19 protein-coding genes and 2 pseudogenes are annotated in these 26,138 nt (G+C 56.7%); 8 read left to right on the top strand and 13 right to left on the bottom strand.

What is annotated here, in order from left to right; genetic code table 11:
* Positions 1-52: 52 nt before the first annotated feature.
* Positions 53-574, top strand: a pseudogene (locus IMCC20628_RS24945) (IS6 family transposase); the annotation flags it as partial.
* Positions 575-839: 265 nt separating this feature from the next.
* On the opposite strand, the gene IMCC20628_RS24030 reads toward IMCC20628_RS24945, so the two are convergent.
* Entirely contained in the window at positions 840-1,271 is a 432-nt protein-coding gene (locus IMCC20628_RS24030) for a hypothetical protein (protein WP_047033093.1), read from the bottom strand.
* Between the two features lie 537 nt (positions 1,272-1,808).
* On the opposite strand from IMCC20628_RS24030, the gene IMCC20628_RS24025 reads away from it, so the two are divergent.
* The 4 genes from IMCC20628_RS24025 to cyoD are packed head-to-tail and all read left to right on the top strand — an operon-like array spanning position 1,809 to position 5,759.
* Positions 1,809-2,723, top strand: a complete 915-nt coding sequence (locus tag IMCC20628_RS24025; protein ID WP_047033092.1) for a cytochrome ubiquinol oxidase subunit II — start codon at positions 1,809-1,811, stop codon at positions 2,721-2,723.
* The gene (locus IMCC20628_RS24020; RefSeq protein WP_082128199.1) at positions 2,723-4,831 is read left to right on the top strand and encodes a cbb3-type cytochrome c oxidase subunit I; all 2,109 of its coding nucleotides are present in this window, start codon (positions 2,723-2,725) and stop codon (positions 4,829-4,831) included. The genes IMCC20628_RS24025 and IMCC20628_RS24020 overlap by 1 nt, the downstream gene beginning before the upstream one ends.
* On the top strand, positions 4,828-5,454 hold the full coding sequence (locus tag IMCC20628_RS24015) for a cytochrome c oxidase subunit 3 (protein WP_047033091.1): 627 nt from the start codon (positions 4,828-4,830) through the stop codon (positions 5,452-5,454). The genes IMCC20628_RS24020 and IMCC20628_RS24015 overlap by 4 nt, the downstream gene beginning before the upstream one ends.
* On the top strand, positions 5,454-5,759 hold the full coding sequence (cyoD, locus tag IMCC20628_RS24010; RefSeq protein WP_047033090.1) for a cytochrome o ubiquinol oxidase subunit IV: 306 nt from the start codon (positions 5,454-5,456) through the stop codon (positions 5,757-5,759). The genes IMCC20628_RS24015 and cyoD overlap by 1 nt, the downstream gene beginning before the upstream one ends.
* 29 nt (positions 5,760-5,788) lie before the next feature.
* Here cyoD and IMCC20628_RS24005 read toward each other — a convergent pair whose 3' ends face one another.
* Positions 5,789-6,421, bottom strand: coding sequence for a MarC family protein (locus IMCC20628_RS24005; RefSeq protein ID WP_047033089.1), 633 nt, complete (start codon positions 6,419-6,421; stop codon positions 5,789-5,791).
* 545 nt (positions 6,422-6,966) lie between these two features.
* On the opposite strand from IMCC20628_RS24005, the gene IMCC20628_RS24470 reads away from it, so the two are divergent.
* Together IMCC20628_RS24470 and IMCC20628_RS23995 are read left to right on the top strand one after the other, a co-directional pair.
* The gene (locus IMCC20628_RS24470) at positions 6,967-9,588 is read left to right on the top strand and encodes a PQQ-binding-like beta-propeller repeat protein (protein WP_197078508.1); all 2,622 of its coding nucleotides are present in this window, start codon (positions 6,967-6,969) and stop codon (positions 9,586-9,588) included.
* 442 nt (positions 9,589-10,030) lie between these two features.
* On the top strand, positions 10,031-10,684 hold the full coding sequence (locus IMCC20628_RS23995; protein ID WP_245307995.1) for an IS6 family transposase: 654 nt from the start codon (positions 10,031-10,033) through the stop codon (positions 10,682-10,684).
* A gap of 289 nt (positions 10,685-10,973) precedes the next feature.
* Here the strand turns inward: IMCC20628_RS23995 and IMCC20628_RS23990 are convergent, their stop codons facing one another.
* The 7 genes from IMCC20628_RS23990 to IMCC20628_RS24460 form a co-directional block, all read right to left on the bottom strand.
* Positions 10,974-12,464 (bottom strand): aldehyde dehydrogenase family protein, encoded by a 1,491-nt coding sequence (locus tag IMCC20628_RS23990; RefSeq protein ID WP_047033088.1) that lies wholly within the window; start codon positions 12,462-12,464, stop codon positions 10,974-10,976.
* A 15-nt stretch (positions 12,465-12,479) separates the two neighbouring features.
* On the bottom strand, positions 12,480-13,319 hold the full coding sequence (locus tag IMCC20628_RS23985) for an ABC transporter permease (RefSeq protein WP_082128403.1): 840 nt from the start codon (positions 13,317-13,319) through the stop codon (positions 12,480-12,482).
* Entirely contained in the window at positions 13,316-14,185 is an 870-nt protein-coding gene (locus tag IMCC20628_RS23980; protein WP_047033087.1) for an ABC transporter permease, read from the bottom strand. Before IMCC20628_RS23980 ends, IMCC20628_RS23985 begins: the two co-directional genes overlap by 4 nt.
* Positions 14,182-15,270: an ABC transporter ATP-binding protein gene (locus IMCC20628_RS23975; RefSeq protein WP_047033086.1), complete on the bottom strand. Its 1,089-nt coding sequence runs from the start codon at positions 15,268-15,270 to the stop codon at positions 14,182-14,184. The genes IMCC20628_RS23980 and IMCC20628_RS23975 overlap by 4 nt, the downstream gene beginning before the upstream one ends.
* Before the next feature lie 72 nt (positions 15,271-15,342).
* Entirely contained in the window at positions 15,343-16,395 is a 1,053-nt protein-coding gene (locus IMCC20628_RS23970; RefSeq protein ID WP_047033085.1) for an ABC transporter substrate-binding protein, read from the bottom strand.
* Positions 16,392-17,843, bottom strand: coding sequence for a sigma 54-interacting transcriptional regulator (locus IMCC20628_RS24465; RefSeq protein WP_052766661.1), 1,452 nt, complete (start codon positions 17,841-17,843; stop codon positions 16,392-16,394). The genes IMCC20628_RS23970 and IMCC20628_RS24465 overlap by 4 nt, the downstream gene beginning before the upstream one ends.
* 1 nt (position 17,844) lies before the next feature.
* The gene (locus IMCC20628_RS24460; protein ID WP_052766660.1) at positions 17,845-18,687 is read right to left on the bottom strand and encodes a PAS domain-containing protein; all 843 of its coding nucleotides are present in this window, start codon (positions 18,685-18,687) and stop codon (positions 17,845-17,847) included.
* A gap of 323 nt (positions 18,688-19,010) precedes the next feature.
* Between IMCC20628_RS24460 and IMCC20628_RS23955 the strand changes: the two are divergent.
* A pseudogene (locus tag IMCC20628_RS23955) lies at positions 19,011-19,900 on the top strand (IS5 family transposase).
* A gap of 55 nt (positions 19,901-19,955) precedes the next feature.
* Here IMCC20628_RS23955 and repC read toward each other — a convergent pair.
* From repC to IMCC20628_RS23925, 4 genes are all read right to left on the bottom strand, one after another.
* Positions 19,956-21,296 carry a plasmid replication protein RepC gene (repC, locus tag IMCC20628_RS23950; protein ID WP_047033084.1) on the bottom strand — a complete coding sequence of 447 codons (1,341 nt, stop codon included), beginning with the start codon at positions 21,294-21,296 and terminating at the stop codon, positions 19,956-19,958.
* Between the two features lie 158 nt (positions 21,297-21,454).
* The gene (gene repB, locus IMCC20628_RS23945) at positions 21,455-22,474 is read right to left on the bottom strand and encodes a plasmid partitioning protein RepB (protein WP_047033128.1); all 1,020 of its coding nucleotides are present in this window, start codon (positions 22,472-22,474) and stop codon (positions 21,455-21,457) included.
* Positions 22,471-23,649, bottom strand: coding sequence for a plasmid partitioning protein RepA (repA, locus tag IMCC20628_RS23940; RefSeq protein WP_047033083.1), 1,179 nt, complete (start codon positions 23,647-23,649; stop codon positions 22,471-22,473). Before repA ends, repB begins: the two co-directional genes overlap by 4 nt.
* A 1,145-nt stretch (positions 23,650-24,794) precedes the next feature.
* The gene (locus IMCC20628_RS23925) at positions 24,795-26,036 is read right to left on the bottom strand and encodes a site-specific integrase (protein WP_047033080.1); all 1,242 of its coding nucleotides are present in this window, start codon (positions 26,034-26,036) and stop codon (positions 24,795-24,797) included.
* Positions 26,037-26,138 lie beyond the last annotated feature (102 nt).

Below are 26,138 nucleotides of genomic sequence, written 5' to 3'. Positions count from 1 at the left end.
TTGTGGCATCGTAACGTTAACCCGCGGCGATTGGCCTTTGCGATTTTGCGGCATGACCCAAACCGTTCGTGATCCCCTTTATCGCCGCCACCAGTTCCCAGCTGAAGTGATTGCTCATGCCGTCTGGCTTTATCTTCGTTTCCCGCTCAGCTTGCGGATGGTCGAGGACTTACTGGCGGCGCGCGGGATCATTGTCTCGCACCAGACAGTCTGCCTTTGGGCCGAGAAATTCGGTTGGCACTTTGCCAATGAAATCCGGCAGCGGTCCGCCGGAAAGCTTGCCGACAAATGGTATCTCGATGAAGTCGTCATCAACATAGGCGGCAAGAAGCACTGGCTGTGGCAGGCCGTCGATCAGGATGGCTTCGTTCTCGATGTTCCGGTGCAGACCCGCCGTAACACCAAGGCCGCCAAACGTCTGATGCGAAAGCTTCTGAAAGGACAGGGTCAAGCACGCCGTGTGATGATCATCCACAAATTCGGATCCTACGGCGCGGCCAAACGCGACATCATGCCCGGCGTCGAACACCGTTCGCACAAGGGATTGAATAACCGGGCGGAGAATTCCCAGCCCCAAACGAGCCGGGCGGGAATGCGCCCCCAACTCGGCCACAGGGACCAGCCTCACCGCTCCTCAAGCAGACATTGCAAAAGATATCACCAGAGGTATCAGTACCTAAGGTTTGAGCAGTTCGTCTTGTAGCTCTATCCTGACCAGAAAGGGCGGCATGTGGCGAGTGAGGTCCGGCTCGGACGAAGCTCATGGCCACTACGATCCTTTGTTTTCACAGACTTTATAAACGCAGGCCAGAGAGCATGAGCATCGCGCAGGCGCGGGTTCACTTCGAAAGTTCGATCAATTTCTTGTCAAACCCGGATGCGGCGATGCTCTTCTCGCCGCATGCAATTGTTTTATCCAGCATATCCGCCTTTTTGAATTCTGCTGCTGCTTTTTCGTTCTTCAGGATGATCCCGTCGCCATTTTCATTCAGCGCTTGAATGTAGGCTTCAATGGTCTCGTCAGACAGAGTTTGAAAAGCTGCCGTGACGGTACAGTCGCACCGCTGTTTTGTCGCATCAAAATTGTAAGGGTCTAGCTGCTTGAGCTTGGTCTCGGTGAGATAATTCAAGTTGCCCTTCTCACTGTCTTTCCACTTTGTGTTTTGATATCCGATACAGGCTGCGTACAAATCGCCCCTGTTGACGAACTCGGCTTTGGCGGCAGCCGTTGTAGCCAGACACAGAAACAATGCGGTTATAGTGGTTTTCATTCTGAAATATGTCCTTTGTTTATCGGCTCGGTAAAACCCACCTTTTGGAAGGCTGGGCTGGCCACCCAATTGTCTGACTGTATATATATCGACGCCTCTGGAGCAAATGCAGTGATTGTTTAGGAGAGAGAGGGAGACCTAGCCGGTAGAAGCGGGATTACTGAGCTACAGAGTTCTGCAGACTGATGAAGACCGTCAAACAAGTCTCCCCAATTCATTCGTTGCCAATCCGATAGGTATCCCCCATACCTAGATATATTCCCGTGTAATGGCTGTATTTTCAATCGGCTAAGGTGCGGACATCGACAAAGCCCGGGCAATTGCGCCCGATTTGGCAAGGCTGCATGCAGACCTTCATGAGGTTGCCGGACCCAAGATCCTTGCTTTGGCGGAACTCAAGTGTCGACGTGTCTATGGCCGCAGGTTTTCCGTTGAAAATGGAACCTACGTGAAGAACGAAAAGGTTACGAAGCGGTGAGAGCGATAATACTCCAATTTGTTTTTTCAGCACGGCACCGGCTGGTTTCTGGTTGCCTGATGCTTTTTCTGCTCTCGGGATGCAGTGATCAACGCAACAGTTTCCTCGATCCGGGCGGGCCTATTGCCGCCGCACAGCGCGCCCACATGCTCGAAGTCGTGGCCTGGACAATGATTGCGATCCTGCCGGTCTTCATTCTGGTGCCATTGATGTTCTGGCGTTATCGATATCGCAACAAGAAGGCGCGCTATACGCCGGACTGGGAGTTTTCCGGTTGGCTCGATCTGGTCATGTGGGGCGGGCCGTTTGTGATCGTCGCCGTGCTGTCGACCCACCTTTGGAAAAGCACACACGCGCTTGATCCTTACAAACCCATCGCATCTGCTGAAGCACAGGTAAATGTGCAGGTGGTGGGGCTCGACTGGAAATGGCTGTTCATCTACCCCGATCTTGGCATCGCCACGGTCAACGAACTGGCTTTCCCTTTCGGCGCGTCGGTGGCGATGGACCTGACCACGGATACGGTGATGCAGTCACTGATGATCCCGGCGCTGGCGGGGCAGATTTATGCCATGCCCGGCATGCGAACCAAGCTGCATATCATGGCGGATGAAACCGGCCGCTTTGCGGGTGAGAACACGCAGTTCAACGGCACCGGTTTCACCAAGCAGAAATTCGAGGCGCTTGCGATGACCTCCGGGGACTTTGCTATCTGGGTGGCAAAGGTGAAGGCCAATGGCATCAAGCTGGACGCGGCGATCTATGACCGTCTGGCCGCCGCGTCGACGGGCGCGCAAGCGCATGACACGCTTGGCTCGCCGAAGATGCCGGAGGGCGTGCTCTATTTCAGTGAGGTCGAACCGGCGTTCTTTGCCACGGTGCTGGGCCGGTATACCCAAGGCACTGCCGTACCTTCCACCTTACAGCCCGGCGCCCCGGGATATAACCCGGCGGCGGCAGCAGGAGCAAACTAATGACCCCCGACCAGCCCGTACACTGGCTTTTGGGCCGACTTGGCGTTTCTTCATTGCCTATTCTGCCGGCCCTTGAAAATCCAACGGTCAGCGAAATGGTCGGCGCAGGCGCGGCGATGGTTGTCATCATCGGCGCTATTGCGGTGATTGCGCTCATCACCTGGCTTGGTGCCTGGCGCGCGCTGTGGCGTGACTGGCTGACTAGCGTCGATCACAAGCGGATCGGCATTATGTATATTGTTCTGGCGCTGGTGATGCTGGCGCGCGGGGTGCTTGAAGGTGCGGTGATGCGAACCCAGCAGGCGTTCGGATTGAATGGCGGTTTCCTTACGCCGGAACACTTCTCCGAATTGTTCAGCACCCACGGCACGATCATGATCTTTTTCGTGGCTATGCCGCTGATCGTCGGTCTCGCCAACTACATCATGCCGCTGCAGATCGGTGCGCGTGACATGTCGTTCCCGGTTATGAACCAGATCTCTCTGGGGCTGACGGCGACTGGCGCGGCTCTGGTGATGATCAGTCTTCTTCTCGGGCAGTTTTCGACCGGCGGCTGGTCCGCATATCCCCCCTATACAGGCTATGATTTCAATCCTGGTCCGGGGCCGGATTACTGGATCTGGTCGGTTGCTCTCGCCGGAATTGGGACCACGCTGTCGGGGATCAACTTCGCGGTCACGATTTTTAAGGAACGTGCGCCGGGAATGAGCATGTTCCGGATGCCGCTGTTTACCTGGACGATACTTTGTGCGGCGATCATCATGATTTATGCATTGCCGCCGCTGACCGTGGCTGCGCTAATGCTGGCTGCAGACCGCTACCTTGATTTCCACTTCTTCACCAATGACCTTGGTGGAAACATGATGAACTACGTCAACCTGTTCTGGTTGTTTGGTCATCCGGAGGTCTACCTGCTGGTGATCCCCGCCTATGGCGTGTTTTCCGAGACCATCTCGACGTTTTCAGGCAAGCGGCTCTACGGCTACAATTCGCTGGTCTATGCAACGATGGCAATTGCCGTGTTGAGCTTCACAGTCTGGCTGCATCACTTCTTCACCATGGGGCAAAGCGCAAATGTGAACATCGTCTTTGGCATTGCGTCCATGTTCATTGCGGTGCCGACCGGCGTCAAGATCTATGACTGGATGGCGACCATTTTCCGTGGTCGTATCCGGATGACTGTGCCGATGATCTATGCTCTCGGTTTTTTCTACCTGTTCGTGATTGGAGGACTGACGGGCGTCATGCTTGCCAATCCGACGATCAGTTTTCAGGTCCACAACACCCTGTTCCTCGTGGCTCATTTCCACAACGTCATCATTCCTGGCGTCGTTTTTGGTCTGATGTCGGGATATCATTACTGGTTCCCAAAAGCTTTCGGGTTTCGCCTGCATGAAGGATGGGGTCGGGCGACTGCCTTGTTCTGGATTTTCGGCTTCTCCTTCACGTTTTTCCCGCTCTATGCCCTGGGGTTTATGGGAATGCCGCGCCGTTCGGCGAGTTTCACCGACCCGGCCTTTACGCCGCTGATGCTTGTTGCACTGTTCGGGGCAGTGTTGATCGTGTCGGCCCTCGGATCGCTGCTGATCCAGCTCCGGGTCAGCGTCCGGGAAAAGCAAAGCCTGGCGGTGCCGTTGGGCGATCCGTGGAACGGCCGCACTCTGGAATGGGCGACCGCATCGCCGCCGCCGCATTACAATTTTGCCGTCCTGCCGCAAGTCGAGGACCGGGACGATTTCGCCGATGCCAAAGCCAAGGGGCGTGCCTATCAGGAGCCTGATGCCTACGAAGACATCGAGATGCCGAACAACACTTCACTTGGCATGATTGTCTGTGTCGCATCGACGCTTCTGGGGCTGGCGCTGGTGTTCTACATCTGGTGGCTGGCAATCCTTGCCACGGGGGTTATCGTCGTCGCTTTCCTCGCCCGCACATTTGTCTTGTCGACCACCCATGTCATCCCTGCGGACAAAATAGCGGCCGAGCATCGGGCCTGGCTTGCGCAGGTTCACGCCGCAGCGCCGATCACGCGCGACGCGGAGACAAGCAGTGCAAATCGAGGGCTAGCCAGGCTTGAACCACCGACATTCGTGGGAGCCGGACAATGAAAACGCCAGTCCTTCACCCTGGTCTTAACCTCGGGCCGCGTCACGGCGAAGCGCACGAACGTGCAGAAAAACTGGCCTTCGGCTTTTGGGTCTTTCTGATGAGCGATCTCATCATCTTTGGCCTTATGTTCGCGACCTACGTTACAATGGCCAACCCGATGGGGATGGCTGGTGGTCCGGGACCAAAAGAAGCCTATGACCTGACCAGTATTTTCATTCAAACGATGGTCTTGCTCACCAGCAGCTTGACATTTGGCATGGCGTCACTGGCGATGCGATTTGAGCGAGGAAAGGCGGCGATTACTGTTTGGCTTTCCGTCACACTCCTGCTTGGTATCGGATTCTTGTCGCTTGAAGTGCGGGATTTCGCGCACATGATCGATATCGGTGCTGTTCCATCGCGCAGCGGATTTCTGTCTGCGTTCTGGGGGCTGGTGCCGCTTCATGGTGCCCATGTCGCCATCGGATGCCTGTGGATCATGATCATGCTGATCCAGATGCGCGTCTTCGGGCTGGTTCAGCTGGTCAAGACACGGATTTTGCGTCTCGGCCTGTTCTGGCACTTTCTTGACCTGATCTGGATCGGGATTTTTACAATCGTCTATCTGGGAGCGCTGGCGTGATGAGTGAACCGAACTATCAACAGGAAGTGCGCGGGTATCTGACCGGCTTCGGACTGGCGCTTGTGCTGACGCTTGTGCCGTTTGCCTTGGTCCTGCGGGGAGACCTGAGCCCTCTCGCAACCCTCATCGTTCTGGGGGGCTGTGGCCTCGCACAATTTGTGGTGCAACTGCGGTTCTTTCTGCATATCGACCTGCGCCGTCAGAAGCGCGAGGACCTGCAGTTGATTTTGTTTTCCGTCCTGCTTCTCGTCATCATGGCGGGCGGTACGATCTGGATTATCGGCAATCTTGGCATGCGGATGTAGGTCGTGCTCAAGGCTGGGCACGCCTGCTTTCAGGCGAGCCCCGGAAGAACAGCCTTCGTCCCGACCATGATCATCTCCACAGCGATCGCCAACAGGATCATGCCCATAAGACGCGACATGATCACCCGCATCGTGTCGCTGAGGGCTTTGCCGAAAAAGGCCGCAAAAAAGAACACGACAAACAGCATTGCCAGAATGCCTCCAACAATCCCGCCGATGGCGATCAGGTCTTCAAATCCCTTGGCGTGTCCAGTGTAGATGATCAGCGTTGCGATGGTTCCCGGACCGACGATCATTGGAAACGTAATGGGATAGAAGGCAAGTCCGGACAGTTCCTGCATGTGGTCCTGCTCTTTTTCAGTACCATGATGCGAGGAAACGCTATTACCGTTCAACATCGTCCAGGCGATATGTGCCAGCACCACACCACCGGCGATGCGAAACTGATCGACACTAATGCCGAAAAAATCAATGATCTGTTGGCCTGCGAAAAGAATTACCACGCACATGGCAGCAGAGAAAAGTGCAACTTTCGCAGCCAGCTCGCGCTGTTGAGTCACCGTAAAATCTGCCGTGAGCGCCAGAAACATCGGCAGGTTTACAAAAGGATTCATGATTGCAAAGAATGCCCCAAAGGCTTTCGTCAGTTCAGCGTAGTCCATGTCGGCTCCTTGCCTCATATTTTCTTCGGCCCTGGCTTGTCTTTCCCATGAGGCGCTCCCCGATTATGGGCCAAAAAGAGCAGGAATTTTTCCAGGGCAAGAGCTCATCACAATGGAAATGTCGATGAGCCGCTCTCAGGTGAAATCGGCAGAGTGGTACCGATCGCACAATGAGCAGCGGAATCCGGTATAGCCTCTAGGTCATACCAGATCGTTAGCAAACCACTTTGCTTCTGGGCTCGGCTGCAAACTGGCCGGTTTCCGGTTTGCAAGGCGGTTACACCCAGCGAGCCCCCAACGCCGGTTTACTCAACAAATCGATCCCTCCCTGATCCTGGCTATGACCAGCAAATTGGCTCAACCATCCTCCCACGCTCAACCGACGTACATTCCGGATCGTGTCCGGAGGAGGCAAAGTATACCGCCCCGACCCCCAACGTTTATGAGAAAGCCGTATTATTGAAGGGATCAGGATGTTAGGTTCTTGAAATTATTCGAACATATGATGATTCCAGATCAAGGTATTTCCTATGACATCCGAGCAGATGAAACCACACTGGGCCTTGCGTGCTCTGGGTGCCGTTGCGCTTTTGGCTGGCCTCTATTTGCTGGTGGGCGGCGCCTATCTGATGTCTCTGGGGGGCTCCTGGTATTACGTCATTGCCGGTTTGGGGCTTGTAGCCAGTGGCGTTCTGATCTTTTTGGGCAGGATTCTGGGCGTCGTCATCTACCTCGCCACCTTTATCTTCACGGTCTGCTGGACCTATTACGACACCGGCTTGAATTTCTGGGGCTGGGTCCCCCGGACCGCAGCGCCGCTGGTGATTGCCATTGCCGTTCTGCTGTCGGTGCCGCTGTTCCGTGGCCGGACGGTCACGCCGCTGCGATCACGCCTGTCGGTGACCGGTGGTCTGGCGCTGATTGCGGTCTTTGCCGTATTTTTTGCGCAGATGCTCGAACCGCATGGCATCGTTCGAAATGATATTTCCATAACCCCCGGCAAAGAGACCGAAACCACCGCGGAAATGGGTGGCGAGTGGCGCGAATGGGGCAGAACCGGCGAAGGCGTCAGATATTCGCCGCTTGACCAGATCACCAAGGATAATGTCGGCGATCTCGAAGTTGTCTGGACGGCTCATCACGGGCAAATTCCAGACGCCGCTCTGGCGAACGAGGACCAGAACACCCCGCTTTATGCTGATGGGACGCTGTTTCACTGTGCGTATAATAATGTGGTCACCGCATTCGACGGGACGACGGGCAAAGAAAAATGGGTCTTCAATCCCCATGCGTCTGCGCCGTTGTGGTTGCGGTGCCGCTCGATCGCTTACGTCGATTCGGCTGTTGTCACGGGTGCTGCGGGCAACGCCAAAATCGGGGGCATTTCCGGCACCGCAAACCGGAAGACTACCGGATCAAGCTTCGCGCCTGATGTGAAGATCCTGACCGAGGGGGCGACTGATGGCTCAAACACTAAGGAGATTGATGCCAATCTGGCTGCAAATGCCGGCGACACTGTTGCCGAGCAATCAATCGAGGCAGGCAAGCGCGACAACGGAGAAGAGGAAACCGCTGACGCGAATGCCAGCACCACCAATGCCGCGGTTGCTGACTCCAATGAAACTGCCGATGTGAGCGAAGATTGCGGCCCGCGTATTGTTGTGGCCACGGTCGATGGTCGTTTGATGAGCATTCGCACCAGCGACGGCAAATTGTGCACAAGCTTTGGTGAGGACGGTGTTGTCGACCTGCATGAGGGTATGGGCAGCTATTTTGCCGGCGAATATATGCCAACGACGGGCGCTATCCTTGCAGGCAACAAGATTATTATTGGTGGCTGGGTGATGGACAACCGCTCCGTGGGCGAAGCCCCGGGTGTTGTGCGCGCCTATAATGCCATCACGGGCGCTCTGGAATGGGCTTGGGATTCAGGCAATCCGAAAATCGATACATACCCGCCAAGGGGTGAGAGCTACACACGCGGCACGCCAAATGTCTGGGCGCCGATGTCCTATGATCTCGAGCTCAACATGGTCTACCTGCCCACCGGCAATGCGACACCGGATTATTGGGGTGGCGAGCGTAGCGATAGCGATAACAAGTATTCCTCGTCAGTTGTTGCGCTCAATCTGGATACCGGCAAAGAAGTCTGGCACTTCCAGACAACACACCATGACCTTTGGGATTATGACCTGGCATCGCAACCGGCGCTGGTGGATTTCCCCAAAGCCGACGGAACCACAGTTCCAGCAGTGGTGCAGCTGACAAAACGCGGTGAAATCTTCGTGCTTGACCGGCGTGACGGCACGCCGCTGACCAAAGTGACAGAACAGCCTGTTCCGCAGGGAAGCGCCCGAGGCGAGTATTATTCGCCAACGCAGCCGTTCTCGACCGGCATGCCGTCGATCGGGTCGGACGATTCCGTTCTCAGTGAAAACAAGTCCTGGGGCATGACGCCGTTTGATCATCTTTACTGCCGCATCCGGACCATGAAGACCCGTTGGGACGGGCTGATGACACCACCTTCCACCGATGTCTATTACGAATTTCCCGGCAATGGCGGCGGCTTCAACTGGGGCAGCGCATCCTTCGACCAATCGCGAAACCTGCTGGTTTTGAACAACATGATCTGGCCGAACCGGACCCATCTGATTGAGACGGACACCACCGGCGGCAAGGATTTGAGCGGCGGTAGCGAGGGTGGCCCGATGGCCGGCACGCCCTATCAGGTCTTCATTGGCTACAATATCCTGGAATTCTTCGCGACCCCGTGCTTCGAGCCGCCCTTTGGCACCGTGACGGCCATCGATCTGGCGACGCAGAAGATCAAATGGCAGATCCCCATGGGAACGACCGAAGACACCGGCCCCTTCGGACTGAGGACCTACTTGCCGATCAACACCGGCATGCCTACGCTGGGCGGGTTGTTGACCACCAAACCGGGGCTCAGCTTCTTTGCCGGCACGCAGGACTATTATCTGCGCGCCATCGACACCGAGACGGGTGATATTGTCTGGAAAAGCCGCCTGCCTGTCGGCAGCCAATCAGTTCCGATCACCTACACCGACGAGAACAATCGGCAAATAATCGTTGTTCAGGCCGCCGGCGCGCGCCACAGCCCCAATCGTGGCGATTACCTGATCGCGTATGCGTTGAAAGAGAAATAGGGGCGCTCTGGACTTTTTGCACTGCTGAGGAGCTGACGGAAATCTGCCGTGCCCATGTGTACAGTCGGCATCGTCCTCTGGGGCGGCATAAACTCCAAACCAGCCATCAGTCGCCTCGGTCACTGACTGCGTACAATCTGCTGAAGCCCCACACCTAAGGTATCCGTCTTTATCAAGCTGTTCTTGATGTCTGGTTTCGATTCTGCTTGATGAGAGTGTTGGCCAGTTTGATCAGCTGGCATTGCCAAGTTGTTGGGTCGCGGGTTGGCGAGGCGATCGTTTTTCAAGCTGCCATTTCTGCCGTGTAATCAGCCCACAGTCAGAAGGCATCGGCGTTGTCACATAAACCTGTATTGCAGTTGCCTGCGTTTTGGGTTGGGCGTAAATTTCGACGATGCAGACACCAGATATCAGTTTCAAGCGTCATCGTTTTCCGCCATAGATCGTTGCTCACGCAGTTTGGCTTTACCTGCGGTTCAATCTGAGCCTACGTGAAGTTGAGGAAATGCTGCTCGAGCGTGGTATCGGCGTTTCCTATGAGACGGTCCGCCGCTGGATCGCCAAGTTCGGACCCCAGATCGCCCGCAACTTGCGGCGACGGCAGGCCCGCCCCGGCGATGTTTGGTATCTGGAAGAAGTCGTTGTGAAATGCGCTGGAGAGAAGTTCTGGCTCTGGCGCGCGGTCGATCAGCATGGCACCGTTCTCGAAGAAATCTTGCAAAAGCGACGCGACAAAAGGGCAGCCAAGCGCCTGCTGGTGGCGTTGATGAAACGCTATGGCTTTGTTCCCAAGCGGATCATCACCGATAAGCTCCGCTCCTACGGCGCTGCAAAGGCGGACGTGGCGCCTGGCCTCGACCATTGGTCTCACAAGGACCTCAACAATCGGGCTGAGAATAGCCATCTGCCGTTTCGAAAACGGGAACGAACCATGCAGGGCCACCGATCACCAGGAGCATTGCAACGGTTCGTCTCCATGCACTCCGCTACCCGCAATTGCTTTTCAGTTCCGTCCCGCCGCCGTGCCGCACAAACAATTCGCTACCATCGCCTCGAAGCATTCGGTGCATGGCAAACTGCGGCCTGCATCGCCTAAAAATTCAAGAGCCGCTGTCCTTTCTCGGCCTGGCAAACTTAATGTGACAATGCCGGTAGAACACCTGATCCGCACTGCGATGCACTCGGATGGCGACGACAACACACTTGAAATGGCTCAGTTGCCGCAATTATAATTCTCGTCTCAAAAGGCGTCATTTAGCGGAATCCACGGGATGAGTTCATCTATGCGTGATTGAGGGTGGCCGCACGCCAACAAACAGGGCAACATTGCACCCCACTCCCGGTCCGGCGTTGGCGCGCCCGCTATTGCAGCGGGCGCGCCAAAATCACCAGCCGCCTTCTGCGCGCCGGTTGTAGCTCTTTTCACCGCCCAAATCGAAGACCAGTAGTTTGCGCTCAGTGAACGTCTCAAGGAACCACTGCGACAGCTCACGGCCAACCCCGGACTGGCCGGTGCCACCGAAGGGCGCCAGCTGATCCCAATAATTCGAAGTTTCGTTAATGTTAACGGTGCCATGCGGCAGGGCCTCGCCGACCCGCCAGGCGGTGGCCAGATCCTGTGTCCACAGCGAAGCGATCAATCCAAGGCCGGACTGGTGCGCAATCTCGATTGCCTGCTCGGCATTCTTGATCTTGATGATCGGTGCCACCGGCCCAAACGTTTCTTCCTGTGCGATCAGCATGTCGGTGGTGACATCGGTAAGGATGGTTGCGGGATAATAGAGCCCGTCTTCCTTGCCGAACTGTTCAATCTTGGCGCCCTTTGCCACCGCATCCTGCACATGCTGCTTGACCCGGGCCAAAGTGGTCGGATTGCACAGTGGCCCCATCTCGGTGTCTTCGTCCGCAGGATTGCCGATGCGCAGCGCTGCAGCCCTGGCACGGAATTTTGCAAGGAATTCGTCATAGACATCTTCATGCACCAGCACGCGCTCGGCCGAGGTGCAAACTTGACCGGTGTAATAGAAGCAGCCATTCATCGCTCCTTCAACCGCCTTGTCGATATTGGCATCGGCCAGAATGATGAACGGGCCATCGCCGCCGAGTTCGAGCAGATGCGGACGCAGCGCACATTTCTCGGCAATGCCGCGGCCGGTCTTGGTCGAGCCGGTGAAGAACACCCCGTCGACGCCTTTCGATTCCACCAATGCCGCCCCAACCTCACCTGTGCCCTGCACCAGATTAATCACCCCGTCCGGAAGGCCTGCCTGCTTGAAGAGGTCCGCCACCATGGCGCAACACTTGGCTGCGTATTCCGATGGCTTCCAGATGATTGTATTGCCTGCCGCCACAATATGCGCCAATGCGATTGAGGCAATATCGGTCGGGAAGTTGTAAGGCGTGATCACCGCCACCGTACCCAGCGGACGATAGTTCATCACCAGACGCTTGTTGGTGGTGCGTTCCTGGGTTGACGGAAAAGATAGCCCACGATGGCGCAGGATCTCTTCCGCCGACTTGCCCCATGATGGAGCCGAGTACTCAAACACTTCTTCACGTGCATCGGTGATCGGCTTGCCGATCTCGGCGCAAAGCACCTGCGCGATAGCCTCAGCATTCTCAAGGAACAGCTGATGAATCCGCCGCATGATCTGGGCGCGCTCAATCACCGACAGGGCCGCCCATGCCGGCTGTGCCGCCCGCGCATTGGCGACCGCCTTTGCCACATCATCGGCGTTGCACTTGCCGACATTGTAGAGCAGCGAGCCGTCATGCGGATTGCGTACTTCAAACGTACCGGCCGAACCATCGACCCATTCACCGCCAATTAAGGCGCCTTTGGTCACGTTAGGATTGGTTATGCTATGAACGTTCATGGGGACCCTCCAGTGTTAGACGTTTTTGGATTTCGTTTTGTCGCGCAACAGCAGCACGGATGCGAAGATCAGCAGAATTGACATCGCCACGATCAAGGTGCCGATGGCATTGATTTCCGGCGTCAGCCCGCGGCGCAACGTCGACCAGATATACATCGGCAAGGTGTTGTCCCTGCCTGTCAGAAAGAAGGTGACCGGGATCTCGTCGAACGACAGCGTGAAGGCCAGCATGCCGGCGCCGATCACGGCAGTCCGGATATTTGGCAGCGTCACCAGGAAGAATGTCTGCAGGCCTGACGCCCCCAGATCGGCTGATGCCTCCGTCAGGCTCGCCGGCAAGCGCTGTAGCCGCGCAAATACCTGCGTCACCACAACTGCCAGAAGCGCCGTCGCATGGCCGACGATTACCGCTTCCAGGCTAAGATTGAAACCAAGCGATCGAAACATGATCAGCATGGAGATGCCGGTGATGATCCCGGGAAGCGCGATCGGCAACAGTATCAACTTGCGGAACAGCCCCTTGCCCGGAAAATCGAACCGGTCGAGCGCGATCGCCGCGGGGACGCCGATAAGCAAAGTCAGTGTCGTGGCGCTGAGTGCAACATAGACACTGTTGTAGAAGGCCTGGATCAGCTGATCGTTCTGGGCGAGCTTGTGATACCAGTCCAGCGTCAATCCTGACATCGGCCAGGTCAGCGACCGCGAGTCGTTGAAGCTGTAGGCGATCAGCACCGCAATCGGCAGGTAGAGAAACCCGAGAACCGCGGCAATTCCCAACAGCCACGACACCCGCTCGATAGCGGCCAGCAAAGTGCGCCCCCGGGGACTCGAAGATTTGACGGGATCCGCGGTCATGCGAATTTCCCCTTCCCCAGCCGCTCGAACCGATCCGAAATGGTGATGATGGTCAACACGATCAGCATCATCACCAGCGCCAGCGCCGCCCCCAATGGCCAATTCAATGCCGCGCCAAACTGGGAGGCGATGACATTTGCCACCATCAACCCGTCAGGTCCGCCGACAAGGAACGGTGCGATGAAATCGCCAAAGGTCAGACAAAACGTCATGGTGAACCCGGCAACAATGCCCGGGATCGACAAAGGCAATGTCACCTGAAAAAAAGTCCGGACCCGACCGACCCCAAGATCGTTCGAGGCTTCTGTCAGCGACTTCGGGATTTTCTCCAGAACCGCATAGATCGGCATGACCATGAACGGGATAAACACATAGATAAGCGTCACGATCATCGCCGTCTGATTGTAGAGAAACACTGACGACGGCTCTGACAGGATGCCGATCGACATCAGGAACGAGTTCAGGATGCCGGTTGTGCCCAAAATGGTTTTCCAGGTGTAAGCCCGCAGCAGATACGACACCCACAGCGGCGCCACCACCGCCATATAGAGCACCTGCCGCACGGACGCGCTTTTGACCTTGAACACCAGAAAGTAGGCATAGGGAAAGGCAATCAGGGCTGCACCAAGCGATACGAACAACGCAATTTTCAACGTTCGAGCCAACACATTGAAATATTGCGGATCGCTGACAATCTGCAGATAGTTGCCGAACTGAAATGCTGGCTGGAAGGTCGGGTAAACCTGCTCCCAGAAACTGTAGACGAACAGGATCGAGTACGGGATGAACATGAACACTATGGTCCAGATCAGCGGCGGTGACAGCACCGCCGCGCGCCAGAGACGACCGGAAGCCGGCGCACTCATGCCTGGGCCTCGTCTCTCAGGATCATGATCTTGTGTGGATCAATCGACATGGCGATGGCGCTGCCCACCTGAGGCAGGCCGGCAGTGCCAACCACATCGGTGATCGGCATGTCGACGACCACCTGTCCGCTGCCAAGGTCCATCACCAGTCGCGCGCTTTGTCCGTGATAGAGCACATCGGCAAGCTGGCCACGCAGTGTATTTTCAGCCTGTGTGTCGCCGCGCAACAGCGTCGCCTTCTCGGGACGAAACCCAAACAATGTATCTTTTCCACCCAATGCCGCCGCCGCAGCGGGCGCCTGCAGGCTTTGGCCGAAGCAGGAAATCAGTGGCCCCGAAACTCCCGCCTCTATGCGCGAGCGGAACATGTTGGTGCTGCCGACAAAGCCCGCGACATAGCCGGTTTGCGGGTTCTCATAGAGATCTTGCGGGCTGCCGATCTGCACAATCTTTCCAGCACGCATCACCACCACCCGGTCCGACATGGTCAGCGCTTCTGTCTGGTCATGGGTCACCAACACGAAAGTAAGCCCTACCTTGGTGTGCAGGGTCTTCAATTCAACTTGCATCTGCTCGCGCAGATTGGCATCGAGGGCTGACAAAGGCTCGTCCAGCAACAGCACACGCGGCCTGCGCACAATAGCCCGTGCCAGGGCCACCCGCTGCCGTTGCCCACCCGACAGCATATAGGGCGAAGCCTCATAGCGATCTTCCAGGCCCACCAGCGCCAACGCCTCGCGCGCCTTGCTGTTCACTTCAGCCTTCGGCACGCCGCTCACCCGCAGGCCATAACCGACATTTTTGCCGACAGTCAGATGCGGAAAAAGCGCATAGTCCTGAAACACCATGTTCACCGCGCGCTTGGCTGGCGGCACGTGGGTCACGTCTTCTCCGTCCAGCTCAATCCGACCGTGCGTCGGCTCTTCAAAACCACCGATCATCCGCAGCAGCGTGGATTTTCCACACCCCGATGGCCCAAGTAGAGTGACGAACTCACCCTCTTCGATATCCAGCGAGATGTCATCCACTCCCCGCACATCGCCAAATGTTTTGGTCAGGCCTCTGATTTCAATGATCTTCGTCACACGCAGCGCTCCGTCATATGGGGAGAGTCCGCGGAAGAACCGCGAACTCGTTTGCTATGATGAACCGGCTGCTTACTGCGCTTTCACCGCGTTCCACGCATTGGTGTATGTGGGCAGGCGAGCACCCAGATTGGTCCAGAGCAGCAGGCTGTCCATATATTGCGGATCATCCTGATGCAGTGCGCTATATTCCTCAGGCGACATGAAGCTTTTTGCCGCAACCGGATTGGTCGAGGAATAGCCGTTCACCTTGAACACGCCAGCCTGACCCTCGGCAGCGCTCGCCATGTTCAGGAACTGGTAGGCGCACTCCTCATTCGGCGTGCCAGCCACAATCATGTTGCTGTCCATCCAGCCTTCGGCGCCCTCTTCGGGAATGAACTCGACGACATCAATCCCTTCGGCCTTCAGCAGCGATGACTGATATCCGCCCCAGGTGTTGGAAATCCAGACTTCACCGGACTTGTAGAGATCAACCAGTTCACCTGCAGTCGCCCAGTATTTGCGAATATTGGGCCGCTGTTCGCTGAGCTTTGCCTGCGCCGCCGCAATCTGGTCATCGCTGAGTTCATAAATATTCATGTCACCGTTCAAACGCGCGGCGACATAAAGTGCACTCTTGTCATCCCACAACGAAACCCGGCCCTTCAGTTCCGGATCCCACAACACCGCAATCGAGGTTGGCGGAGTGGGGAACTTGTCCTTTAGATACATGAAGGGAATTGCACCCCAGGCGTATGGGACGCCGTAGATCTTGCCGTCTTTATGAAGACCTTCGGCAGAGGTGAATTTCTCATAGAGATCATCCCATGCCGCGATTTTCGAAACATCGATCGGCTGGACAAACCCGGCATCGATCAGGGATTTGGTGGTGTCGATAGAAGGCGTAACGATATCGAACACACCACCGCCGGCTGCCAGTTTCGGCGCGAAATCATCGTTTGAGCCTACATAGGTTGCCGAAACTTTGCACCCGGTAGCGGCCTCAAAAGGCTCTATGACAGAAGGGTCGGCATAACCTTCCCATGTCAGGATATTCAATTCACCTGATAACGCCGAAGACGCCATCGAAACGGTACACAGCGCAGCAATGCTAACGCTAAAAAAGATATTCTTCTTTGTCATGTCTTTGGTTCTCCACTGTAGGTTTTTGCGGTCGTTGCCGTTGAGGTTTCCGCCGTTGGATCGGCAGTTTTTCGAACGATTGTCCCGATATCCACGCCCAGGGCATTGGCAGCCTTTCGCTTGCTGCCATGCAATCGGATTGCCTTGTCAATAAGCGTCCGTTCATAACGACGCACTTCCGAGCGCAGATCATATGGCTCCACCCCCTGCCCCGCGGTCGCCGACGCTGCATCAAGGCCAGGAATGTCGATGGGAGCCAGAAGATCAGCCATCAGTTCGGCCAGATCGTCGACCTCTTCCAGGAAGATCGACAATTTTTGAACGATATTCAGCAACTCGCGGATGTTGCCCGGAAAACTGTAGTCGCCCAACATTTCCCGCACCCGCCGCGGAACAAACAGCGCAGCCTGCCGGCGCTGGTTGATGGTCTGTAGGAAGCGTCCGGTCAGATGGTCAATCAACGCAGGCATATCGCGCAACGGCGGCACCCGCAGCGGCACCACAGCCAACCGGTAATAAAGATCCGCACGAAAGCGCCCCTCCCGCACCATCTGCCGCAGATCGCGATTGGTGGCGGCAATCACCCGCACATTCACCACGCGCTGCTCGCCGCCATCGGGATTGCTGACAATGCCGTCTTCGAGAAAGCGCAACAGCAGTGCCTGTGCCGTCAGCGGAATTTCCGCCACCTCGTCGAGAAACAGAGTGCCGCCTTCGGATTGCTCTATCAATCCGACAAGCCGCTGCTGGCCTCCCGCCGCCGGAGCGCCGAACATGGCGCGCGCGAACTGCGCATCTCCCGACAGGGCACAATTGGCCACCACAAAGGGTGCATCCGCGTCGGCGACTGTCGAATGCAGAAACTTCGCGACCTCGGTCTTGCCAACGCCGGATTCTCCGGTAATCAGAATCCTGCCGCCTTGAAGCATCGCGCGCTCGCCGCGTGACAGCACCCGGTCCAGTTCGGGCGCCAACCGCCGCTGTTCGATAAAATCGGGTCGCGTCCTGTTCTCTGCAATGAATACTGTCCGCATCGCCTTGGCCTGCCGAGTGGCCCGCTCGCGGCGATAATCCAGCCCGGCAAGATCACGCAAGACAATGATCCGCGCGGCGGGCGAACCTGTCAACTCAGGTGCCGAACGCGGGGCAGCGAGGATCTCACGTCCATCAACACGCCGCAGCATGCAGTCTGTTGCCTGGCCCGTCACCACCGCGTGCACCAGGTCATCCCAGCCCTGACATTTCACCGGCAGATCAGAAAAATATCTGCCCCTTGCCGCCTCGGCTGCAATGCCAAGTTGACGGGCGGCCTCGGTGGTCATGTGCAAGACGGCACCATCCGCTGAGATCAGCACGACACCGTCGTCGAGCATCTCGAGGCTGAGTTCAGCCTCCGCCTGGGACTTGGCCGAAAAAAACGGATGATCTGCAAGGGTGAAATTGCTCACGCTAGATCTCCATGACATCGTTTGACAACATCAGCAAAACAAAGCCGGTGCCCTGCGCAGTCTCACGCGGTGCGATCTGCCATACAGTATCGGGCATCGCCTTGGCGAAGCGAACACTCATGGAAACCCCCAGGGACCGAACCTTCGCGATCACCTTTGCCAGTTCCGGAAGAACCGGCTCTGGGCACGCCTTGCGTATCATGGCGTCAAAGGATTGCCCCTCCGCAGCCGGCCCGAACTGCGCGACGGCTGCCGGGTTCAGTGTTTGAATTGCACCAGAGGCATCAACGGTGACGAAGGGACTTGCCAACGCTGCAATCGCCCCCTCCATCGCCGCCAACTCGTCGTTTAGCGCCTGTTCCCGCCGGCGGTGCTTAGCAACATTTCTAACTGTCCCAAACATCCGGTAAAGCTTGCCATCACCGATATGCGCACGCACATCGTTCTCGACGTAAATCTGCAGCCCGTCATAGCGCTGATCAAGTGCGGGGGAACCGTCAACTTCGAACCCGTTGGCGATCAGATTCAGCAGGAAATTCCGGTTGCTGGCATTGTCGGGAAAAATTTCATGCACCGGCCGGGTGTTCATGTCCTGCCCGGCGGGCAGCCGGTAAAGCCGCTCCATCGCCGCGTTGCAGTGGCGCCAGACTGGTCGGTTCGCAAAAATCTGATGCACAACCTGATGATCGTCCGCCATCAAATCTACGGGCGGGCTGAATTCCATGCACCAGCAGGCATCATTTGACGCAGCAAGCATGCCCCTGAGAATGTCCTCGGTCGAGACGTCCGGCAGCTCGTTCCGCACATTATCTTCGACCTTTCTTGAGACAACAATCTTACTCATGTCTAAACGATGCAGGATTTCATCGAATGATGCAATCCTAATTTTCAATAGACATGCCGCCCTACTTGCTGGGCCATTTTCATAGAACTAGCGCTGCAATATGTCATCACTAGAGATCATAGCCATGTCCAAACACGGTTTACAGGAGGAATTATCTGGGCGCAGGCTGTTCGATCGTTCGAGAGTGGGACTCAAAGCAGTCAGGACCAGCGTTGGCGCGGGGATCGGCAAATTTGCGGAATTTAGCGGCTTTGGTGCATGAATAAGAACTCAACAATTTCTGCTTATTCGGTTGCGATCGAAACCAACTTGATCGGTCCAGCATGCCGTATAAACATAACACCAGCCGCCGCCATCATATCAGGAAGATGCGATTCAAGGTGACGAACTGGGGAGAGTACGAAGCAGGCCTTCGCCGCCGTGGCAGTTTGACCCTTTGGATAACGCCTGAAGCTCTGGCGAGTTTGGACTACCCCGCGTCGCAAGACGCGTGGGGGCCAGCCGCTTTACACCGATCTAGCCATTGAGACGACGTTGATGCTGGGTATGGTATTCGGCCTGCGACTGCGCCAAAGCGAAGGGCTTTTGAGTTCGGTGCTTGCGCTGATGGGACTGGATGTACCTGTGCCCGATCACACTACACTCAGTCGGCGGGCAAGAACCTGGATGCCAACTGTCGAGCGACGGACTGCGCCCGATGCACCGCTTCACGTGCTGGTCGGCAGCACCGGGCTGAAGGTTTATGGCACCGGCCAATGGCTGGAAGAAAAGCATGGGGCAAAGTCTCGCCGTGGCTGGCTCAGATCGACGATGAGATCGACCAGTTCACTGCCGATGGAGCCTATGATGGTACTCCCCCACCGACGACGCTGTTTTCCATCACAGCGCAGGCGCAAGGGTCGTCATTCCACCGCACTTGAACGCGGTTGAACGGCCTACCCCCCAAGCATGCTGCCAGAGAGACGACCACATAACCTCCATGCAGATAGATAGGCGGCTGAAATGGCAGGCATAAACCGGCTATGGCAAGCGAGCTTTGGCTGAATCCGCGATGGGTCGATACAAGGGCTCCATCGGGCCGCGTTTGCGTGCTCGCTCATTCCTTGCTCAACAGACAGAGGCTGCGATCGGCGTCGCCATTCCTAACCGAATGCTCGCCTGCGGACGCCCTAAATCCGTTTGTTGCGAGGCATCGGCGGGAGCAACCAAATAGGCCTCCCCATCAAAGACGAAATTACGCACATTTGCTGATCCACGCACCAACGCTCCTATCCAACCTGTCTCTCACCGGGTCCATTAGCGCGGATTTGCGCCATCAGCATTGGTCCGAGCGAGAATTCGCCGCGTTCAGCGCGTCGGGTCAGATCCCGCAGATACCCGCCGGCGGAGTTGATATGGCCACCCCGTTCCAGAATACAGGCCATCACAGTGGCCGCATTTTCAGGCCCGAGAATCGCGCAGGCCTCCTCGTAGGCCGAGGGCGAGACGCCCAGCATCGAACGCACCACCACTGCGGCCCCCATCAGGTCGCGCCAGCTAGAAATTGCCCCGACAGGCCCATAATCGGCGATATCCCGGCACGCCGAAAGAACCATCCCGAGCGGAAACGGCTTGAAGCCGCCATCCAACATACGCTCGCCAGATTTTTGGGCGCGGGGAACCATCCTAACCGTATCCGCCGCCTCAACCCGGCTCATCCCCTGCCCTTCATTTGGCCTGCCGGATTTCATCTCAATGCAATCCGGCACCACATCTGATTTAACCGAGGCATCCGGAATTTTGCCCTGTTCTGTTTCTAAGAGCAGTTCAGATTCAGGAATAGAGTCGGTGTTTGAATTCTGTATATGGCGCTCAGTTTGGACGGGATTGCCGCTCGGTTTTTGAGCTTTAATCTGTGTTTCCAACTGATTGAGTACGTTTTCGCGCAAAAACTCCATCTCATGAAGCGTCGCCGAGACAACTTCCGCAGACGGGCTGCGCGGGTGGCTCGCAAGAATCGACCTGTACTGCTCCTGAACCGCCAGCCAGTCGCCCGCAGCACCCTCTTCAAGCGCTGTTTCAATCAGCTTGATCACATCACGCCGGCAGATCGTCAGGCGTTCCTTGAGGCGGCGCAGATGCAAGCGTTCCGCTTCGACTTCGGCAGCCAGTCGCTTGATTTCGTCAGCGCGCGCCAACAATGGTTTGAGCGAAAAGCCGAAGGCCTCGTCAATCTCCCCTGCCCGGCTGCGGCGTGCAAAGCGTTTGCCATTGGCGCTGTCCTTGCGCACCAGCAGCCCGGCTGAAATCAGCACCGCGACGTGACGCCGAATGGTCGGCTCGGCCATTCCATTGGCGCGTCGCGACAATTGTGCATTGGAGGGAAACACGATCATGGAATCGGCCGCCGCAAGATCTGGCTTGGGATAAAAGCTGATCAGCGCGCTCAACACCGCCAAGGCCCGGTCGGTCACGCCCAGGCGCGGCCGGGCTTCGCACAGCGCGTGATAGATCTTCCACTTGTCGATCCGCGCGCCGGGCTCAACCTCATCGGCGGCGATCTGGTCTGCCAACATGGCATAGGTCATTGCCCGCCGCCCGAAGGGCGTCGCTATATGGTCCAGTTGCATCGTCTTTCACCTTTCAAAAAGGCAACAGAAATCCAGCCGCCAAAAATATGACGTCAAACGCTTGACTGTGATTCGGGGAAATGCGATTCTCAAGCTGCGAGACACGAGAAGGGCTTCCACGACGGCAACGTTTGGGGGCCTTTTTCTATTGCGTTACACTAACTCCGTTGAACTTTTGGTTTTGCCTTGATCTCCTTGAGATAGGCGTCGTGAATGGTTTCCATTTGCCCGGCCAAATAAGCGACAAAGTCCGGTGGAACAGATTTGGCAAAGCTCATCCGCGCGCCGGAATTGCCGTAGCTGATCTCGGCCAGCTTCATGCCCTTGGACATGATTGTTTCGCGCGCGCTGGCCTTCGGCTGTAGTCCGGATGGCTTTTCAAACATAACTGACAGCGCCAAGGCAAAACGCTCCTCGCTCGGCAGGCTGGCGTCGGCGTTCTTGAGCAGTTCTTCAACCAGCTCATGGGCGCGGGGAAAGGCTATCCACTTTTCCACCAGCTCAAGCCAGCGCCGGCGGCCTATCTCCGAGGCCGGGCCAATGGCCTGCAACAAGTTTTGCGGCAGGGTGGATGCAATGCGGATCATCTCGGAAATATGCGATTTGCCGGTCGACAGCGATGCGCTGATGGTGGCCCGGTCAAAGCCTGCCTTTTCCTGGGCGAAGGCGAAATTGCACTTCTCGATGAAGGTCAGGTCATTGCGGGCAGAATTCTCTTCCCCCTGAAATACAATGGCTTCCTCATCATCAAGGGCACGAATGATAGCCTTAAACTTCAATCCCAGCTTTTTCGCGGCAGCCAACCGGCGGCGTCCATAGACGATCTGGTAGCGCGTTGCGTCGCCTTTGACCGGACGCACGAGACCGGGAACAATCTGCCCGCGCTCGCGCATGGACTCGGCCAAATCCGATATCGCTGCCTCGTCATAAGCGCCGGGAAACCGGTCGGTGATGCCTGAAGGCAGAATCTGGCCCGGATCGAGATCGGCAACATAGCCGCCGTCCTTGAGCAGGCGCTCGGCCAATTCGCCGCGCTCCTGGATCTGCCGGACACCCGCGGCTACTTTCTGAAGATGCGGCGAGGACGAGGTTTTCTCGACCGGCCTGGTCTCAAGCGGGCTGTTGTCCAAATTTCCCAGCACATTGGCAAACATGCCTTTTGAATCTTTGCGGCTCATTCCCGCCCCCATGCATGTGTCAGCAATTGCTCGATCTCGGCATTCACGCCATTGATCGACTCCATGGCCCGGTCATAGGTCTTGGGAGCCGAAAACCGTGAGCGTTGCACTTCGTACAGACTCTGCTTCCATGTTAATGCATCAGCGACAGCTGTGGATTTAATCACCGTATTGAGAAGCAGATCGGTGCCAAAAACCTGCCGCATCAAGGCCATCATATTGGCTTGCGGATGGTCATTGGCCTCGAATTTGGTGATCAGGAACTTGGCAAAATCCCACTCGGCCGTTGTCCCCATATTGCTCAGGATCTGCATGTAAGACCCGGCAAGCTCGAGGAATTTTGCCGTGGAATCAACATCCAGCATATGCGCCGGGACCGGGATCAGAACGCCCGTCGCAGCTGTCAGCGAAGACAAGGTCAAAAAATTCAGCGACGGAGCCGAATCCATCAAGATGACATCATAGCTCTGTTCAACTTGCTCAATCGCCTGGGCCGCTCGCAGCAGAAATTCCGTGCCGCCGGATTTGCGCATTTCCAGCGCCACCGCGGTTTCAAACTCCGTGAGTTCGAGGCCGGCGCAGATCACGTCCAGGCCTTCAATATGGGTCTTGTGGATCAGCGATTGAGTCGGCACCGGATCATCAAAGCGAATGGCGGAATAGAAGGTATCGCCCTCGCGGGGATCAAAATCCGACAAGGCGCCATGCAGGGCTGTCAGCGAGGCCTGCGGATCGAGATCGATTGCCAGCACCCGGTAGCCACGCAGCGCCAGATAGTGCGCCAGATGAATGGTGGTCGAGGTCTTTGACGACCCGCCTTTGAAATTGGTAACCGCGATCACCTGGCAGGCTTCACCCTCGATCCGGCGTGGATTGATCCACTTCTTGCGGCCTTTTTCAGCCAGCAACAATCTGAGTTCGAGAATTTGTTCGACCGTATAAAGCCGCCGGCCATTGTTGCTGACTTCCGGATCAGGGCCCCTGCCCTTCAAGGAGAGCTGGCGGATATAAGCTTCCGTCACATCCAGAAGGCTCGCGACTTCTGACGACGCAAATGTTCGCATGGTGCGAATCGCGTCTGGCGGATATTGTGCCAGAGACAAATTGCGCAGCGCGTGGTCCAGTTTGTTGGAACACGTCTGCATGAAGTCCAGACTGTTTAGATGCCGAGTCAATTGGCTACTCCGAGAGGTTATCAGCGACTATATTGCCCGGGATGGTTAACAAAAGGTTAAGCTCGTGGTGACTACGCAAAATATCGAAATTATCGACTTTCAACGTAATTACAGATAGCCCGATTCGGACGTGGCAGCAAACGGGCAAAATGTTTGGATCCAGCCCGGGCAAGCGTAAGTTCCCCGTGGGGAATTTTTGGAAATCCATGCTAAGAAGGCGCCTGTTCCCCGCGGGGAACCTGTCGGAACAACAAGTGGCTTTGAACCTTCGTAACCGCGCATGAACCTGCAGAGCCGCGAACCTTTGAAACCTTGCCATTGTCCAAAACCCGTCCGGACTGAAAACGGGTGAGCTTCACAATCCGTCGGATTCTGCTAGCGGCCATCCAAACCTGGAAGCTTCTGGTCCGCCAAATTCCCGGCTGCGGATCAGTTAGCGTAAACCGGAGATGAACCAGCCCTGTTCCCCGCGGGGAACAAGCTCCTCACGCGACCAACTGGAAACACAAACCAAGCGTGACGCCCGGCGTGTCCGGGACCGCTATGGGAACGAGATACAATCACTCTTCGCTTGAAAAACGATGCCGCCTGCGCGGCTTGATGGAAATGCTCATGCCGGTGACGGAGTTCGAGCGCTCTACCGGCCCAGGCCATCTTTCAAAAGATGGCTTTGCTACGGCAATAGTCTCTCGAGGGGGTCCTACAAACAATCCGCGATGACAACAGCGGTGAATTCGCCAGACAGGAAGCGTGCAGGATAGGATCGGAATGCCAGCCTTTTTCTGCGATTTTCGCGGCCCCTGGCAACGCCACTGAGCCGAGAATGCCGATGAATGCATAAGGCAAGATCTGCCCGGTCCACAAGGATTTCCGAATACCGCGAAACCGACATGGTATGGATGCTGAATTCAACTCCGAGAAAACGCCTCGGTTTCCGGACACCAATTGAAGCTTTCGCTCAAGAACTCGGCATCGGCGCGCCCGTGCTCTCGTTCGGGGATTTAACCGACGTTCTTCATCGCTGCGCACGAGACTCTTCGGCAACTACCGCTGTTTACGCGAGATCTCGGCTGGTATCAGTCTGACTGCCCAGGGGGTGAACTGATCCCCAACTCAATAGCGCCATCGAAGGGCAGGGGCCTTAATCACAGCCCCGCCGCCTTGCTCAGGTTCACCCTGAACCGGTCCCTTCGCCGCTGATATCGCCGGGTCATTTCCGCAGACGCGTGTCCAAGCTGCTTTTGCACATATCTCTCGTCGACCTCGGCAGAGGAGGCCAGACCAGCGCGGAGCGAATGGCCAGAGAATTTCAACACCCGTTCGACTTCACCCAGATCGCCGCGGATTCCAGCAGCCTCTACTGTGCGCTTGACCAGCCGGGCAATCTGCTTGTCGTTGAGCCGGTCGGCACCGGCCTCCTTGCCCCGGCCGGTAACCCGGCGGAACAGCGGACCATGGGCGATTTTTGCAAACCTGATCCAGGTCTGGACAGCGACAACAGGGCAGGTGGCATGAGATGAGCCGCGGCCGATTTCAACTTCGCGCCAACCGGTCTTGCCGCGCAGCGTGACCAGCATGCCCTTGTCAAAAATTTCGATCCATCCGCGGCCATCTTCAGTTTGTTCAGGCTTGAGGTCGAGACCGACAATTTCGGATCGCCGCAAACCGCCGGCATAGCCGATCAACAACATGGCGCGATCACGCAGGCCGCGCAGGCTGCTCCTATCGATCGTCTCCAGCATGGCGATGATATCTTCCGCCATCACCGCTTCCTTCTGAACCGGCGGCCTGGCATGGGTGTTGCGGATGCCGGCCATCACCGTTGCGATATGCCGGTCTTTGCGATCTAGGGTTTGACCGCGCTGCAAAAAATTCCAGGACAATGAGGAAAGGCGCCGCTCAATTGTCGCCACACTGTTGGGCTTTATATCTCGCCCGGAGCTGCCAGATGCAGGGGCATTGTCACCGACGATGGCACCGTTTGTTGCACAGGCGGTGATGTACAGCCCGACAGTTTGTGGATTGGCGGGTAGGGCGGCCAGTCCTGAGCGGCGGCACCAGGCGGAAAAATGCTTCCAGTCGGAAGCATAGGCTTTGCGGGTGTTGGCGGAACTGGCAGCCTCGACATAGCCGCGGGCCCGCTCGGTAAGACACACGATGTGTGCGAGGTGGGCGTGGTGCGGGTGATGGGCCGGCAGATCGGAGTTCGAGCCAGAACCTGTATCGAGGCCCTCAACAGGGGAGGGGAGGGTGCCGTCCTGATCGGCCGGAGCCCCCGGTGCGAAAACACCCGGCGCGGGAACAGTGACGCTGGAGACTGAGCTGCCCTGCGGAGCGGAGTTTTGATCGGGATGAATATTGCGGTTTTGGTCGATGATTTTGGCCATTTCTCTATAATGAAGAAAACGTCCGATAATGCAAGATTATCGGTCGTTAAATCCCAACGACATGCCGTGCGGTTAGAAGCGTTTTCGGTAGCATAAACCGCG

Source organism: Hoeflea sp. IMCC20628 (genome assembly GCF_001011155.1).
GTDB lineage: Bacteria > Pseudomonadota > Alphaproteobacteria > Rhizobiales > Rhizobiaceae > Hoeflea.
This window is presented reverse-complemented; position numbering and strand designations above follow the sequence as displayed.